The 14,866-nt window shown below is 47.6% G+C and carries 17 protein-coding genes; 3 read left to right on the top strand and 14 right to left on the bottom strand.

The window, feature by feature from the left end:
• The first annotated feature begins 21 nt into the window (after positions 1 to 21).
• Entirely contained in the window at positions 22 to 804 is a 783-nt protein-coding gene (locus AC4EVX_RS04235; RefSeq protein WP_177977646.1) for a type III pantothenate kinase, read from the top strand.
• A 102-nt stretch (positions 805 to 906) separates the two neighbouring features.
• On the opposite strand, the gene AC4EVX_RS04230 is transcribed toward AC4EVX_RS04235, so the two are convergent.
• The 8 genes from AC4EVX_RS04230 to AC4EVX_RS04195 form a co-directional block, all read right to left on the bottom strand.
• Positions 907 to 1,365 (bottom strand): divergent PAP2 family protein, encoded by a 459-nt coding sequence (locus tag AC4EVX_RS04230; protein ID WP_308450354.1) that lies wholly within the window; start codon positions 1,363 to 1,365, stop codon positions 907 to 909.
• Between the two features lie 50 nt (positions 1,366 to 1,415).
• Positions 1,416 to 1,877, bottom strand: a complete 462-nt coding sequence (locus AC4EVX_RS04225; protein WP_490159658.1) for an HD domain-containing protein — start codon at positions 1,875 to 1,877, stop codon at positions 1,416 to 1,418.
• Positions 1,878 to 2,063: 186 nt separating this feature from the next.
• On the bottom strand, positions 2,064 to 3,509 hold the full coding sequence (gene glgA / locus AC4EVX_RS04220; protein WP_177977645.1) for a glycogen synthase GlgA: 1,446 nt from the start codon (positions 3,507 to 3,509) through the stop codon (positions 2,064 to 2,066).
• Positions 3,510 to 3,749: 240 nt separating this feature from the next.
• Entirely contained in the window at positions 3,750 to 4,556 is an 807-nt protein-coding gene (gene spo0A / locus AC4EVX_RS04215) for a sporulation transcription factor Spo0A (RefSeq protein ID WP_177977644.1), read from the bottom strand.
• A gap of 142 nt (positions 4,557 to 4,698) precedes the next feature.
• Positions 4,699 to 5,511: an ABC transporter permease subunit gene (locus tag AC4EVX_RS04210; protein WP_177977643.1), complete on the bottom strand. Its 813-nt coding sequence runs from the start codon at positions 5,509 to 5,511 to the stop codon at positions 4,699 to 4,701.
• Positions 5,512 to 5,599: 88 nt separating this feature from the next.
• Positions 5,600 to 6,463: a YitT family protein gene (locus AC4EVX_RS04205; RefSeq protein ID WP_177977691.1), complete on the bottom strand. Its 864-nt coding sequence runs from the start codon at positions 6,461 to 6,463 to the stop codon at positions 5,600 to 5,602.
• Positions 6,464 to 6,729: 266 nt separating this feature from the next.
• Positions 6,730 to 8,364 carry a metallophosphoesterase gene (locus AC4EVX_RS04200; RefSeq protein ID WP_490159638.1) on the bottom strand — a complete coding sequence of 545 codons (1,635 nt, stop codon included), beginning with the start codon at positions 8,362 to 8,364 and terminating at the stop codon, positions 6,730 to 6,732.
• Positions 8,364 to 9,650: a galactokinase gene (locus AC4EVX_RS04195; protein ID WP_177977641.1), complete on the bottom strand. Its 1,287-nt coding sequence runs from the start codon at positions 9,648 to 9,650 to the stop codon at positions 8,364 to 8,366. Before AC4EVX_RS04195 ends, AC4EVX_RS04200 begins: the two co-directional genes overlap by 1 nt.
• 290 nt (positions 9,651 to 9,940) lie before the next feature.
• Between AC4EVX_RS04195 and mnmL the strand changes: the two genes are divergently transcribed.
• A complete protein-coding gene (gene mnmL / locus AC4EVX_RS04190; protein ID WP_490159637.1) occupies positions 9,941 to 10,918 on the top strand; it encodes a tRNA modification radical SAM protein MnmL/YtqA in 978 nt (325 codons plus the stop codon).
• 1 nt (position 10,919) lies between these two features.
• Here mnmL and AC4EVX_RS04185 read toward each other — a convergent pair whose 3' ends face one another.
• On the bottom strand, positions 10,920 to 11,765 hold the full coding sequence (locus tag AC4EVX_RS04185; protein ID WP_177977639.1) for a DegV family protein: 846 nt from the start codon (positions 11,763 to 11,765) through the stop codon (positions 10,920 to 10,922).
• Positions 11,766 to 12,015: 250 nt separating this feature from the next.
• Between AC4EVX_RS04185 and AC4EVX_RS04180 the strand changes: the two genes are divergently transcribed.
• Positions 12,016 to 12,555, top strand: coding sequence for a shikimate kinase (locus AC4EVX_RS04180; protein ID WP_177977638.1), 540 nt, complete (start codon positions 12,016 to 12,018; stop codon positions 12,553 to 12,555).
• Here the strand turns inward: AC4EVX_RS04180 and AC4EVX_RS04175 are convergent.
• From AC4EVX_RS04175 to AC4EVX_RS04155, 5 genes are all read right to left on the bottom strand, one after another.
• Entirely contained in the window at positions 12,541 to 12,771 is a 231-nt protein-coding gene (locus AC4EVX_RS04175) for a hypothetical protein (protein WP_177977637.1), read from the bottom strand. The two genes, AC4EVX_RS04180 and AC4EVX_RS04175, sit on opposite strands and share 15 nt — an antisense overlap.
• A gap of 106 nt (positions 12,772 to 12,877) precedes the next feature.
• On the bottom strand, positions 12,878 to 13,213 hold the full coding sequence (locus AC4EVX_RS04170) for a hypothetical protein (protein ID WP_177977636.1): 336 nt from the start codon (positions 13,211 to 13,213) through the stop codon (positions 12,878 to 12,880).
• Between the two features lie 65 nt (positions 13,214 to 13,278).
• Positions 13,279 to 13,617, bottom strand: a complete 339-nt coding sequence (locus AC4EVX_RS04165; RefSeq protein ID WP_177977635.1) for a helix-turn-helix domain-containing protein — start codon at positions 13,615 to 13,617, stop codon at positions 13,279 to 13,281.
• A gap of 126 nt (positions 13,618 to 13,743) precedes the next feature.
• Positions 13,744 to 14,124, bottom strand: a complete 381-nt coding sequence (locus tag AC4EVX_RS04160) for a DNA polymerase beta superfamily protein (RefSeq protein ID WP_490159657.1) — start codon at positions 14,122 to 14,124, stop codon at positions 13,744 to 13,746.
• A 239-nt stretch (positions 14,125 to 14,363) separates the two neighbouring features.
• Positions 14,364 to 14,855 carry an HD domain-containing protein gene (locus AC4EVX_RS04155; RefSeq protein WP_490159656.1) on the bottom strand — a complete coding sequence of 164 codons (492 nt, stop codon included), beginning with the start codon at positions 14,853 to 14,855 and terminating at the stop codon, positions 14,364 to 14,366.
• Positions 14,856 to 14,866 lie beyond the last annotated feature (11 nt).

The following is a 14,866-nucleotide window of genomic DNA, read 5'->3' as shown; positions in this document are numbered from 1 at the left end:
TATTTTTAAAGGAGTTTTTATATGATATTGGCAATCGATATGGGTAATACAAACATTGTCATCGGCTGTATCGATGATAAACAGACTTACTTTGTGGAGCGCGTGACAACAAGCCACGATAAAACTGGTACCGAGTATGCGATCAACATCAAAAATATTCTCGAGATCCATCACATCGAGCCGTCGCAGATCGAGGGAGCGATCCTCTCCTCCGTTGTCCCTCCTCTGAACGCCATAATCTCCTCCGCTGTGAAGAAGATCCTCGGCTATCACCCGATGCTCGTCGGTGCAGGCATCAAGACCGGAATGAACATCCTGATGGACAACCCGAAAACCGTCGGCAGTGATATGATCGTCGACGCAGTTGCCGCCATCCACGACTATCCATGCCCGATCATCGTCATCGACATGGGAACAGCGACGACACTCTCCGTTGTCGACCACTCCGGCAACTACATCGGCGGTGTGATTCTTCCGGGTCTTCGCGTCTCCCTCGACTCTCTGAGCAGTAAGACTGCACAGCTCCCGTCGATCAGCCTTGACATCCCAAAGAGTGTCATCGGCAAGAACACGATTGACTGCATGAGAAGCGGAATCATGTACGGCAATGCCGGAATGATCGACGGAATCCTCGACCGCATGGAGGAGGAACTCGGAACCACCCCATCCGTCGTTGCGACCGGCGGTCTCTCCCGCTTCGTTGTTCCGCTTTGCCGTCACAAGATCATCTATGACGATGCTCTTCTCTTAAAGGGACTTTTGATTCTCTATGAGAAGAACAACACAGCAAAAGAGAACGCATAAAAAAGAGCGTTTTTTGTTTCATAGGATGCACTTTCCTATGAAATCAAAAAAGGGCTGATCTCCGGCAAACTCACATCTCTTGCCGGGGACCAGCCCCTTTTTTTAATACAGCGAATGAATCCAGAGTGCCAGCAAAATCCCAAGCACTGCGCCTGCGAGAACCTGAAGCGGGGTATGTCCGACAAACTCCTTGAGCCGTTTTTGAATGTGCTCATTGTCGAGCTTAAAGAAATCCTGCTCCATGATCAGATTCAAAAGTTTCGCCTGCTTTCCGGTCTCCTGCCGAACCCCGATTGCATCGTACATCACAACCGCCGACAATACAAAGGAGATCGCAAACTCAAACGAGCTCACCCCGTAGCACAGTCCCGCTGACGTTGTCAGACCACAAACTGTCGCGGAATGGGAGCTCGGCATTCCGCCTGATCCCACAAGTCTCTCCGGTGTAAAACTCTTGTTTATCGAAAAATCAATGATCGTCTTAAGCACCTGCGCGACTACCCAGCCTGTCAACGCACTGACGAGTACCTCATTGCTGCACAAACTTTCCCAGAATGTCATGTTTTCTCACTCCCATCCGGACGTCGTTATCGTTCGTTTTCTTTTTATTTTTAACCTGCTCCATGCAAAACGTGAGCCAGCCGACAAACCCACTGGTTCTCTCTGATCCCATCTCCGACTTCCGCCAGACTGCACGCCTTATCTGCAAGGCAGAGTGCCATGCCTTCCTTTGTCGCCGGAGGAATCGGTGTCAACGGCCACATATGGCGGAGAATCATATTTTTCTGATTCTCCGTCACTTCAAAATATTTTTCTGCATTGTTCATCGCAGTTCTCGGATGGGTGAAACCGTGAAAGCGCTCTCCGGTCATCTTTCCGTGAGTATGCCAGTCATAGAGAAACAGATCGTGAAGGAGACCGGCTCTCGCCGACTCCCGGCTGTTCCATCCCATCCGCCTGCATATGCAGTAAGTCAGATACGATACCCGGATGCAGTGATCCCGGCACGTCGTCTGACCATGCTGAATGTAACGTTCCATCGACTGAAACACCGGATGCTCCAGAATGTCCATCACATAGCTCAAATATTCCTCATCCCCCGCATACCGCCCGAGAGCGGTCCAGCCGGTATCTTCCAGCCATTCTTTCAGCTGACGCCGTTCCTCGGCAGTCAGCAGATTCTGTTTTCCGATCAAATTCCTCACCTTATTTCCATCTTACACCAGAAATTTCATCTCACATCAGATGACCGCGAATCTTTAATATCCAATCAGCCAGTCGTAAAGCTCCTGATACTTCATTGCGGAAGCATGCCAGGAGAAGTCTGCGCTCATCGCACGGTCAATAATCTTGTTCCACTCTCTCTTCTTGTCGTAGTAGATGTGTTTTGCATAGCGAACGGTGTCAAGCATCTCATGCGCATTGTAGTTTGAGAAGGAGAAACCGGTTCCTCTGCTCTCATACTCGTTGTACGGCTCTACGGTATCCTTGAGTCCGCCGGTCTCACGAACAATCGGAACAGTACCATAGCGCAGGGCCATCAGCTGGCTCAGTCCGCACGGCTCAAACAGGGACGGCATCAGGAATGCATCACAGCCTGCATAGATCTTGTGGGACAGCTCATTGGAGTAATAGATCTGAGCGGAAACGCGATCATGGTATTTCCAGTCATAATGACGGAACATGTTCTCATACTGCTCATCTCCGGTTCCGAGAACGATCAACTGCATGTCATCACTGCACAGCTCATCCATCACACACTGAATCAGATCAAGACCCTTCTGATCGGTCAGACGAGAAACAATGCCGACGGTAAACTTCTTCTCATCAACCGGAAGTCCAAGCTGTTCCTGAAGGGCACGCTTGTTCTTTACCTTCTCTTTGCGGAAATTCTTTGCATTGTAGCTCTGAGCGATCAGGGAATCCGTCTCCGGATTGAACTCATCGTAGTCGATGCCGTTTAAGATTCCTCGCAGATCATTCGCACGTGCACGCATCAGACCGTCAAGACCCTCGCCGTAGAACGGCATCTTGATCTCCTCCGCATACGTCGGGCTTACAGTTGTGATCGCATCAGCAAACACGATTCCACCCTTTAAGAGGTTTCCATCCTTGTATGCTTCGAGCTTATCCGGCGTGAAGTAATAATCTGGAAGCATCGAAAATCTCTGAATTGTCTTCACATCCCAAACGCCCTGGAACTTCAGGTTGTGAATCGTGATCACAGACTTGATATTCTGGAAGAACTCGCCTCCACGGAAGCGATCTTTTAAGTAAACCGGAATCAGACCGGTCTGCCAGTCATGGCAGTGAACCACATCCGGCTTGAATCCGATCACCGGCAGTGCTGAGAGCGCTGCATTACAGAAGAAGCAGAACTTCTCATCATCGTAAAGCCAGTCTCCATAAGGTTTCGGACCACCGAAATAAGATTCATTGTCGATAAAATAATAAGTAATTCCATCATACACATACTGCAAAATTCCGACATAACGGCTCTGACCGAGATAATCCATATAAAAATGATTGACATAGGTCATATTGTTGCGCCATTTCTCCGGGATGCACAGGTACTTCGGAATCATCACCCTCACATCGTAGTACTGCTTGTCAAAACACTTTGGAAGTGAACCGACAACGTCCGCCAGACCTCCCGTCTTAATAAATGGAACTGCTTCCGATGCCACAAATAAAATATTTTTCATCGAATCCCCCTCCTCTACCGTACCCGCTCCCCTCGCGGATTCTCATCTCGCTACCGTCCACGCTCCGTCACAGATGCCTCGCGTTTCTCACGCACTCAGATCCCATCGAAAACTTATCTGAACTGCAATTTGAACTGCAATCTCCGACGCGTGAAACGGTAACCTCGTATCTTCAAGTATACAATATTTGTGGCAATTTAGAAAGTAAAATCTTGCTTTATTTTTCTAAACATTCCAAATTTATGCCAGTCTCTTGTAGTCTAAACGGATTTTGTCGGAAACCAGAGCGATAAACTCCGAATTTGTCGGTTTTCCCTTTCCTGTGCTGACCGTATATCCGAACAATTTGTGCAAAGTATCAAGTCTTCCGCGACTCCAGGCAACCTCTATCGCATGGCGGATTGCCCGCTCGACACGGCTTGAGGTCGTATTGTGACGCTTTGCGATCGTCGGATACAGAACCTTCGTCACAGAGACAAGCATATCCTTCTCCTCGACGGAGATCGAGATTGCATCTCTCAAATACTGGTATCCCTTGATGTGCGCCGGAATTCCTATCTCATGAAGAAGCTGTGTCACATCATTTTCCAGATTCTGCTTGATGTACTCGCCCGGATCGGAATATGGGACAACGCGTTTCTGTTCCTGCTGAGGCTCGACGGCAATAACACTTCGACACACCCGCTTGATCTTATCCATCAGAATGGTTCGCTCAAACGGTTTCATAATATAATAACTTGCGCCGAGCTGAAATGCCTCCTGTGCAACGCGCTCACTTCCTGCTGCGGTCACCATGATAAAGGCCGGAAGCTGTTTTCCCGCCCGCTCTTTCCTGATTTTTTCCATCACGGAAATTCCATCCAGTTTTGGCATGATTACATCTAACAACACCAGGTCAGGGTCGGTTTTCCGAATCATCTCACATGCATCTTCTCCATTTTCTGCTTTTCCAACTACGCAAAATCCCTTTTCGTCCTCCAGCATCTGCTGAATCAGTGCCATCATCTGCGGATTATCTTCTGCAATTACCACGCGAAAATCTGTCATTTTTCATTCCTCCTCTTCCTTTTCCTGTAATCATCCTGTAATAAAATGTATTATAGCCTCTGCCTTTGTCTCAACGCAATTTCTTTTCAGCGCAGAATTCGACAAACGCGCCCAAAATCATTCATACGCACAATCGATTTTCTTATAACAAGTTTTCTTTTTCAGTATTTCTGTCGAACTCTGCGAGATGTTTTAAGAACGAAATTCCCGTGTAGAGCAGAGCACAGACCACACAGAGGATCAGAATACTCATCATCAGAATGTCAAGCTGAAATGTCTGACTGCTGTAAATAATCAGATAGCCGAGTCCCCGCCTTGCCGATAGGAACTCTCCGATGATCACACCGACGAGACAGAGTCCGACATTGACCTTCATATTGCTGACAATCAGCGGAATTGCGCCCGGAAGCAGAACTTTTGTGAGTACCTCCTTCTTCCCCCCGCCTAGCGAGCGAATCAGGCGAATCTTATCCGGGTCCGTCTCCTGAAATCCCGCGTGAAGCGTCATAATCGAGCCAAAAACAGCGACAGAGATCGCTGCGACGACAATCGTGTGGACATGGCTTCCGAACCACACGATCAGCATCGGAGCCAGTGCAGACTTTGGCAGGCTGTTGAGCATCACAAGATAAGGTTCTAAAATCTCCGCCAGCGTCCGGCTTGACCAAAGAATCACCGCCATAAAAATTCCGATTCCCGTCACAAGCAAAAAACTCACAATCGTCTCAAACAGCGTAATTCCCAGATGCTCCCAGATGCTTCCGTCCCGGATCATTCCGGCGAGACAAAAAAGAACTCTGGACGGAGAGCTGAAAATAAATCCATCGATAATATTCAGTCTCGTGCAGAGTTCCCAAAGAGCGAGGAGCAGAACGAGCAACATCCGCCGTACCGCTTTCACCCTTCTTCTGTGTAGTTGTTCCTGTCTGATATATTCTTCCTGAAACTGATCCATAGAGCCCTCCCAGTCACGTAGATAAAGTCCGATCTTGATACCTTCACTATATGCAGAAGAATAAGGAGGCGTGTACAGGAATGCCTGATCAGCTCTGAAGAAATCCCTTTCCGATGATCTCACTTGAATTTGAGATCAGAATAAATGCATCCGGCTCTTTCTTTCGAATGTAATTGCGAAGCCAGACGGCCTGTCCGCGCTTGACTGTCGTCAGAATCACGGTCTTATTGTGATGTGTAAATGCTCCCTGCGCCTTGTACGTCGTCGCACTGCGGTTCAAATCGTGGATGATGTACTCGCAGATCGGGTCCGGATCATCGCAGATGATCGTAAAACATTTACAGAGGTTGATGTTCTCAATTACCTCATCGATCACAAGTGATTTTGCCATCAGTCCGAGAGAGGAATAAAGTCCCGTCGTCGGTCCAAAGACGAAAAACGACATCAGCACCGAAGCCACATCGACGCACAGAAGTGCTGTGCCGATGTTCAGGCTCGAGTGTGCCTTCAAAATCATTGCAATGATGTCCGTTCCTCCGCTCGATGCCCCGATGTTAAAGAGGATCGCAGAGCCGACCGCCGGAAGAAAGATCGCAAAGACAAGCTCGAGCATCGGCTGGTCGGTCAACGGTGCCGAGAGCGGACAGATTCGCTCCAGCGCCGAAAGACTGAATGACATCAGCATACTCGAGTAGACCGTCTTGATTCCGACATCGGTTCCGAGAAAAATAAATCCCAGAACAAGCAGAGCCGTGTTTGCCACAAACGTAAAATCACTCGCACTGATCGGTGTCACATTTCCGACGATTGAGGAAAATCCGGTCACACCGCCGAATGCAAAGTTGTTCGGAAACTTGAAGAAATAGATTCCGACTACCATGATCCAGATGCTGACCGTGATCATTCCATATTCCACGAGCACTTTTAAAAATGGATTTTTGATGTTTTTAATACCCTGCGTTGCCATAATTTCTCCTTGAAAGGCGCAAAAAAAGCACATACAAAACGATTTCTTTATATCCTATCTCATTCTGTCTGTGAATTTTTGTAGCGTCTTTGCTACCCATATTATTTCTTCGTTCCGTGCTCACTATATCGCATTTGTATAAAAATAGCAAACATTCTTCTGATTGGGCAGGGTACAGGATTCCTGCTGGATTCATATTTGAAAAAATCCAGCAGGAATCCTGATGAACCCTACGAAATCGTAATGAAATTCTATTGGGATGCCGGCGAATCCCAGATGTGCAGATCATCCCGCACATCCTCGATCATCTGTGCAATCCTCTTCGTATATACATTATCCGGCAAAACTCTCTGCCACAGCTTATATCCCGCTGTCGCCCGCACCGGCTCCCAGCTCATCTTGTTTCCGCAACAATAATCGTAATAGAGATCGGCGTAAAGTCCCGCCATCTCCGCCTTCAGATCGTCAGGCACGAGTGTGATCGTCTTCATCACCTGATTTTTGATAATCCCCTTGACAAAGCCCGGCGACCAGGTCGAAAAATTCAGAAGATGTTCATCAGTGCTTCCGACTTTTTTTGCATATGCCTCGACATCGAGCTTCTCTGTCTCAAAATGCATGCCACCCTCGGTATCCCAGCTCAAGATTCCATACTGGCATGCGGGAATCGAAAACGGAGGCATCACGATCTCCGACACGCCATAATCGTCCGCAGAAGTTCCGGGTTCCGGCTTGTGCTTCTTGATTCGCTCTGCATGCAGGTGACCGCTGATATAGAGCGGAACGTGGTAGGACTCAAGCAGATTTACGGTATCATACGTGTTCTCAAGCGTACACTCGGAGGTGTACATCCGGCTCTCGGAGAGCAGGTTGTGATGTGCCATCGGAAGCACTTCGATCCCATGCTCCTGTGCGACGCGAAGATGCACACCAAGCCAAGTAAGCGTCTCCGGCCGAATCCGACCTCCAACCTTATTTCCATTCTCATACTGGCACGAATCGAGCATCAAAAGCCAATGCCCTGCATCAACCGGATAGACATAGCTCAGCGAACTTGGGTCCCGGTTCGGGGACTGATCAAAACCAAATTCGTGGTAGATCTCGTAGAATTCCTCCCCTGAATGCAGGTATTCTGCCTCTTCTTTCTCTTTCCCAAAATACGTTGCTGAATTCTTGTTGCTGATGTCATGGTTTCCCGGGATCACGACAACCGGAACACCGGCATCCTGAATCGCACGGAGGCGCTTGGCGAGCTTTTCATGATTCTCCCTCTCTCCATTGAGCGTGATATCCCCGGTCAACACAAGAGCGGACGGCTTTTTCTCAAGAACGGTGTCCGCGAGTGCATCCATCAGAAAATCGCTGTACTGACTCGTCTTTCCGTCGTCATCTGCAACCATCTTCCAGAAAGCCGTCCCGTCATCGTGCATCGTCCCACTCATATAGTGGAGATCGGAGACGATCATGATTGTCGGCGGAACATACTCCTCAGAGTTCTCGTTTTTTGTCTCAGAATCATCTGACCTGTCATTCTTCTTTCCTGCCCCGCGCTTTTTCCCGCCGATACTGCCTTTTTGCGGGTTGCGTTTTAAAACATCAGAAAGCCAGGCTTCGTAAGATTCCTCCTGCCCGGCTTCCCCATTTTCGGTCTCGGAATCCTCTGAGCCATCTGAAAATCTATCAGATGATTCATCGGTCTCCGGCTGTGAAGTCTCCCCCGCACCAGTGCCTCCCGTCGATTCTTCCGGCGTCTGTGCAGAGTGTTCCGTCTCCTTGCCCGTGCCCGGGTGACTACCGCCAAGTTCTCCTAGCAGATAGACCACTCCGGCACAGACCAGAATCAGAACCAGGTAACATAAAAGATGTAAATATTTTTTCAGTCTCATCAAATCTCGTCATTGACGCAGATTGCCCCGTAAGGACGGATTGTCATCCGGTATGCACTTCCCTCACCGAGTGCTTTTTCTATGAAAGCCACATACTCGTCCACAAGGTCATTCGGCAACATCGCCATAATGACTCCTGCAAATCCGCCACCGTGAATACGGCAGGCTCCCCGCTTTTTCTCCTCTATAAACAATTCTGTCAGGGCGAGGGCAATCGAAATTCCCTGTTCCTGATAGTTGGTATTGGTGTAGCAGTTCTGAAGCCATTTCCAGGAAGAATTTCCGGAAGCTGTCACATTCTTCAGGAAATCCTCAAAGCGTCCCTCTTTCAGCGCCTTGACCTCAGCCTCGACACGCTTATTCTCCTCAAAGAAATGAAGGGCTCTGAGAACAGAACGATCTCCGGCGTACTCGCGGACCTCCTTCAAATGCTCAATCAACTGCTCCTCCGTAATCTGTGCGCAAACCTCTTTTCCAAAATATTCTGCAACCTTCTTCATCTCCGCCGGTACTGCTGAGTAATCCGCACTCAGATCGGCATGTCCACGTCCGGTCTGAACGATGATCAGACTGTGATTCCGGGATGCAAAATCAAAATCGATCTTCTCCACCTTCGGCTCGTTCGGATTCAGGAAATCAATCGTGATCAGACCGCCGACTGCGCATGCCATCTGGTCAAGCAATCCGGAAGCCTTGTCCCAGTATACGTTCTCTGCATACTTTCCTATATGAGCATAGGCGACGGTGTCCATCCGTCCCTCATTGAAGAAACGATTGATCATCGAACACAGAAGCATCTCGAATGACGCAGAAGAACTCACTCCCGCAGAGCTGATGACATTGCTCGTAATGTAGGCATCAAAACCGCCAATCTTGTATCCGCTCTCCTCAAATCCCTTGAGCAGTCCCTTAATCAGATCAACGGTTCCAGCCTTCTTCTGGCTCGGTGTCAGATCATTCAGGTCAATTGTCAGGTCCTGGTTGAACGTCTCGCTGATGATATTCACTTTTGAGGAGTGGTTGATTGCTCCGACTGCCACACAATCCAGATTAATGCTTCCTGCAAGCACTTTTCCGTGATTATGGTCGGTGTGGTTTCCACTGATCTCTGTTCTTCCCGGAGAGCTGAACAGCATCATATCCTGATCTCCGAATGTATCGTGAAACTTCTGCACAACATGGCGATAGCGATTGACATTCTCTTCTGCTGTCTCCCCATAAAGCTGTCTCATCAGATGTTTTGCTCCCTCAGTCTCGAGCAACTGCAGTGTCTCTTCTGATCTCATATCCTTCTCCTCCATTTTTTATATAATCAAATAAGCCCCATTTTTTAGCGTCTGAACCGGTCGGATTTTCTTCTCCGGAAGACGCTAAAAGTATATCACATTTCGTCAAGCGGTAACAATACGATATTCTTTGAAATTGATACATTTTTGTACGACAGCAAAAAATTCAACTAAAATCCTTTGCTTGAAGAATTTTCACTTTCCGATTATGATGATTCATGATGATCTTTAATAAAGATTAAAGATTTCAGAAAAAAATTCAGAAGAAATGAGAGGTCAATACAATACTAATGGACTGGAACGGAAAACCTTATCACTCCCTCGACTGGGAACTCAAGAAACGCTTTGGAACAAAGGTATACAAGATCGCCCTCGACGGCGGGATGACCTGCCCGAATCGTGATGGCACACTCGGAGCGCGCGGATGCATCTTTTGCAGTGAAGGCGGTTCGGGTGATTTCGCGACTAAATTAAGCCTTGATTCAAATATAGATTCCAATACAGCGATCTCCTCCGCCGTCCACGCTCAGATTGAGGAGGCGATCACACGAGTCAGTCACAAGATGGGAAAATCACCGGAAGCCTACCTCGCCTATTTTCAGTCCTACACAAACACCTACGCTCCGGTCTCCTACCTGAGAACTCTCTTCTCCTCGGCAATCTCCCACCCTTCCGTCAAGGCGATTGCGATCGGAACCCGCCCCGACTGTCTCTCCGACGAGGTGATTGATCTCTGCGAGGAACTAAACCAGATCAAGCCGGTCTGGATTGAGCTTGGTCTTCAGACAATTCACGAGAAAAGCGCCCGTTTTATTCGGCGCGGTTATCCGCTCTCCTGCTTTGAGGACGCACTTCGACATCTTCGCATCCACGGTCTTGAAGTCATCGTCCATGTGATCCTCGGACTCCCCGGAGAAAGCCGTGAGGATATGCTTGAGACCGTTTCCTGGCTCGGCAAGCAGGACATTCAGGGGATCAAGCTCCAGCTTCTCCACATTCTGCGAGGCACAGATCTCTCCACGTTTTATGAGACTCAGCCATTTCCTGTTTTCTCAATGGAGGAATACCTTGACCTTGTTATTGATTGCGTGAGCATCCTTCCACCCGAGATCACGATTCACCGGCTTACCGGAGATGGTCCCAGGAGCCTTCTCATCGCCCCACTCTGGAGCGCAAATAAGCGCCTGGTGCTCAACACGCTCACCAGACGCTTTAAAGAACGAAATATCTATCAGGGCTGTGCACGAACGACAGCACATCCACTCTGAGTTATACGACTGCGAGCACGATACCACCATCTCCGGCATAAACGGTTGCAACTCCGGCCGTCTCCGTGATCACGATCTCTTTGAATGTAGCGCGCTTCATCAGCTCATTCTTTACATACTCAGCACGATCCGGGCAGTTGCAGTGAGCAATCACCGCACGACGCTCGGACGGATTCTCCGCCTCACGCACAGCGATCTCGCACATTCTTGAGAATGCCTTATTGATTCCTCTTGCCTGTTCCAGTTTGATGATTGTACCGTGATCCGCACCCATAACCGGCTTGATGTTCAGCGCAGTCGCAAAGAATGCCTGAAGTCCAGTCAGACGACCATTTTTGCGCAGTGGCTCTAAGGAGTCGATCACGAAATACGTCTTCTGGCGATCGCGAAGCTCCACGAGTTTTTTGGAAATCTCCGGAAATTTCATTCCCTGCTCATACATATCACGAACATAGAGCACAAGATTCAATTCTCCCGCAGACGCGGACTCGGAATCCAGCACGAAAATATTTTTATGATCTGCACCGTGCTCTTCCTCGTACATATCTTTTCCGACCGTGGCACTATTGTAACATCCACTCAAATGACTTGACAGGAGGATTGCATAGACATCCTCTGCATCTCCTTCATAAGAATTCTTAAACGCCTCCGGCGACGGACAAGCGGTCTTCGGACAATTCGGACTCTCCTTCACCATCTTGATAAACGCCTTCTGATCAAATGTCTCATCATCAATCACCATATGATCATCCACCTGAAGTGTCAGCGGAACCATCTGAAAGTGCGGATTCTGCTTCATCTCCTTTGTCAAATCGAGACAGCTGTCTCCTGTCACTTTATAACTCATAGTCTCAAAATTCTCCTCTCGAATCATTTCCCCTCAATATCTGGTTTTCAATACTACTTATTATAGCATATTGTTTTTTATATTGCTACTCTTTTCTGAAGTTAGCAACTTGTTATTCCATTCTGCGCCTGCTATAATAACTCAGAGTGGGTGTCCCCCCTCCTCTATAGGTAGGGAATTACAAAATTTCTCAACAGGGGAAATGGCAAGCGAACCACTATTTTTACGAAAGTGAGAAAGGATTATTTTTATGGCAAAATATAGCAACAATCTCGAACTGAATTCCCATATTTTCCTGATCGGATTTATGGGGGCTGGAAAAAGCACGATCGCAACCCAGCTCAAAAAAATGCTTCCTGTTGACCAGATGGAGATGGACGAGACAATCGCAAGAGAGGAAGGCATGTCGATCCCGGATATTTTTGCCAAACACGGAGAGTCTTATTTCCGTGATCTCGAAACCACTCTTTTAAAGGATCTCTCCCAGTGTTCCCCGATGATCGTCTCCTGTGGAGGCGGTGCCGTGATGCGCGAAGAGAACACCCAAATCATGAAGCAGTGCGGACGCATTGTACTCCTGACCGCAACTCCGGAGACCGTCTATGAGCGCGTGAAAGACAACACCGACCGCCCGATTTTAAACAACAACATGAATGTAGACTACATCCGCAGTCTGATGGAAAAACGACGCAGTCGTTACGAGTCTGTCGCAGACATCACCGTCGCCACAGACGGCAAGAGCGCAGAGGAAATCTGTGAGGAAATTCTGAGTGCCTTAAACATACAGTAAAGAAAAAGACTCAGCAGAACTTCCTCCCCGAAATTCTCTGCTGAGTCTTTGCTCTTCCTGTTTTGCCTTGTTTCTCCGATATGCCTTTCCATTCGGCATCGTTCTCGTCGCCGGATTCAAACCGTTCCACCCGCACCTCATGCTTGAATAATATTCTTTTTGCTCACGCTTGCTCCTCTTATCCATTGAAACATACTTTTTCTTTTCTGCTCCCATGCTCGTTTCCTCCCTGCCTGTTTGATATACTTTGGACTTTCTCTCGCCCTTACCTTTGCGACCGATTTTCTGCCAATCATACACAAATTTTATTTTGTTCCCGTTTTTAATTTTCTGTGCCTGCACTCACTTCTTCTGTCAAATGCTGAAAAATCATCGCATCCATCTCTTTGCAATACTTCTCATACTCCCCGCCAACGCAAAGCAGGGCTTTATTTGCAAGTTTTTCCATCACCTGCACAAACCGTTTCTGATCCCGCTTACGAATTTTGCAGAAAATCACACAGTACGGCAAGTCCTCCCGATCCATCTCATGCGTGATTTTCCACTTTAATTTTTCCTGGGCAAACAGGGCATCCGCAAGATACGCTTTGTAATCAATGTACATGTACGAAAGTGAAAACGGCGAAAAAGACTCAAACTGCCAGAAGTTTTTTATCATACGTGTTCTGTCTCCCTTCCCCTAATAATGCGGTTGATGATGTGTCTGAAGATATTCAAAATAAATCAGCAAACGCCTAAGCGATGCACTCTTAGAACGCAATAAACCGATAGGCATCTTTGCGGAGCGTTTTTGTATGATAGGATGCAATTTCTTATCATACAAAAAATATCCCCGTCAATGACGAGGATATCTTCCATAGTGGTGTGCAGTACTCGGCTCAAAATCAAGAGATTGTCAAGACTCGGCAGTGTTTTTCCGGACAGCCATTTATAAATCGCCTGCGGATTTTCAAATCCCATAGCGCCCTGGATGTCCCTTACCGTATAGCCATTCTTTTTCAGAAGGGCTCTGATTCGGTTTCCCGTTTCTTTCTGCTGAATCGACATATAAATCGGTTCCATAGCTTCTCCTCCGTTTTTCCTTCCCACCCACAAACACGACTTTATTTTATCATTTTTTACTCAGACAATCTACCCTTACTTTCCGCTGTCATTGTTCTTTTATTATAATGCAAAAAGCGCAACCTGTCATTGAACCTGTGGTTTAATTCCCACCTGTTTACAAAAAAATTGGTTCAGCGCCTCCCAGTCGTTTTCCTTGCTCTCCGCCTGATCTGTGACCTGCTTGATTCGCTCAATCTCACTCTCAATAAACCAATCAAGTTCCCGAATTCTAGGAGCAATTCCCATCTCTGGCAGTTTCTTCTTTTGCTCAAGCAGATCATCGATGATCGGTTTCAGTTCCGCCGGAAGCTCTTCCGGTTCTCTAACATAGACAAATCTCACATCATAGTCACTGTCGGGCGAAGCAAATCCCCATGCACGACTTCCCGACTCCACTGCCATAATGATTTTCACCCGCTCCGTTTCCTTAATTTCTCTCAGTTTCTCGCGAATTACAGCTTCAATCACTTCCACCACCCCTTCTCTGCCACAAGCATACCGAAGAATTCTGATTTTATCACGGAAAAAAGATTGCGAATTCATTAATGAAGTGCATTCTTGCGAAACCATTTTGTGTCATAGGACGCAATTTCTTATCATATAAAAAACAGGCGACTGGCATGCGAACGTTTCTTCTTCATGCCAATCGCCCATCTTGCGCTAAAGCGGACATATTTTATTTTCTCAAATCCGAACCAAATCCATCAAATTCCGAACATCTGCGACAGAAAACGGATTCCCGTCTTTGTGCGGAAAATCCGACCGCATACTGCCTCTGCCGTCTCCTTTGATTCCCCGTCCTCATAAAGATTCACAAGGAAATCCGCTTCTACCAGGATCTGATAATCCATTCCGTTGATCTCATGGTAAGTGTGGTGATGACCGATCAGATACTTGATCCGATCCATCTGACCCTCCGTGTAACCGCCAACCTCCCGCATGAGTTTCTCGGCTTCTGCCGGACCCTCCAACTCCTGATATTTTCCACTGCTTGAACCATATTTCTGTTCACTGATATGAATGCCAATATCATGCAGAATCGACGCACTCTCCAAAATAAACTGCGTCTCCTCATCAAGTCCTTCTAACTTTCCGATCGCGGTTGCAAAATCGTGCACTTTCACAAAATGCTGAATTCTCTTTGCATCCCCCTGATCATAACCGATCATCGCATCCATCAGTCTCGCAAGTTGCATCTTCATGGCAT

The organism is Brotaphodocola sp., from assembly GCF_983179755.1.
Note: the sequence above shows the minus strand (reverse complement) of the source record. Positions and strands in the feature narration are given on the sequence as shown.

Excerpts from the sequence above, each read along its gene's own strand:
- AC4EVX_RS04235 (WP_177977646.1), top strand. The coding sequence starts at position 22 with ATGATATTGGCAATCGATATGGGTAATACAAACATTGTCATCGGCTGT.
- AC4EVX_RS04230 (WP_308450354.1), bottom strand. The coding sequence starts at position 1,365 with ATGACATTCTGGGAAAGTTTGTGCAGCAATGAGGTACTCGTCAGTGCG.
- AC4EVX_RS04225 (WP_490159658.1), bottom strand. The coding sequence starts at position 1,877 with ATGGACATTCTGGAGCATCCGGTGTTTCAGTCGATGGAACGTTACATT.
- glgA (WP_177977645.1), bottom strand. The coding sequence starts at position 3,509 with ATGAAAAATATTTTATTTGTGGCATCGGAAGCAGTTCCATTTATTAAG.
- spo0A (WP_177977644.1), bottom strand. The coding sequence starts at position 4,556 with ATGACAGATTTTCGCGTGGTAATTGCAGAAGATAATCCGCAGATGATG.
- AC4EVX_RS04210 (WP_177977643.1), bottom strand. The coding sequence starts at position 5,511 with ATGGATCAGTTTCAGGAAGAATATATCAGACAGGAACAACTACACAGA.
- AC4EVX_RS04200 (WP_490159638.1), bottom strand. The coding sequence starts at position 8,364 with ATGAGACTGAAAAAATATTTACATCTTTTATGTTACCTGGTTCTGATT.
- AC4EVX_RS04195 (WP_177977641.1), bottom strand. The coding sequence starts at position 9,650 with ATGAGATCAGAAGAGACACTGCAGTTGCTCGAGACTGAGGGAGCAAAA.
- mnmL (WP_490159637.1), top strand. The coding sequence starts at position 9,941 with ATGGACTGGAACGGAAAACCTTATCACTCCCTCGACTGGGAACTCAAG.
- AC4EVX_RS04185 (WP_177977639.1), bottom strand. The coding sequence starts at position 11,765 with ATGAGTTATAAAGTGACAGGAGACAGCTGTCTCGATTTGACAAAGGAG.
- AC4EVX_RS04180 (WP_177977638.1), top strand. The coding sequence starts at position 12,016 with ATGGCAAAATATAGCAACAATCTCGAACTGAATTCCCATATTTTCCTG.
- AC4EVX_RS04175 (WP_177977637.1), bottom strand. The coding sequence starts at position 12,771 with ATGGGAGCAGAAAAGAAAAAGTATGTTTCAATGGATAAGAGGAGCAAG.
- AC4EVX_RS04170 (WP_177977636.1), bottom strand. The coding sequence starts at position 13,213 with ATGATAAAAAACTTCTGGCAGTTTGAGTCTTTTTCGCCGTTTTCACTT.
- AC4EVX_RS04165 (WP_177977635.1), bottom strand. The coding sequence starts at position 13,617 with ATGGAACCGATTTATATGTCGATTCAGCAGAAAGAAACGGGAAACCGA.
- AC4EVX_RS04155 (WP_490159656.1), bottom strand. The coding sequence starts at position 14,855 with ATGCAACTTGCGAGACTGATGGATGCGATGATCGGTTATGATCAGGGG.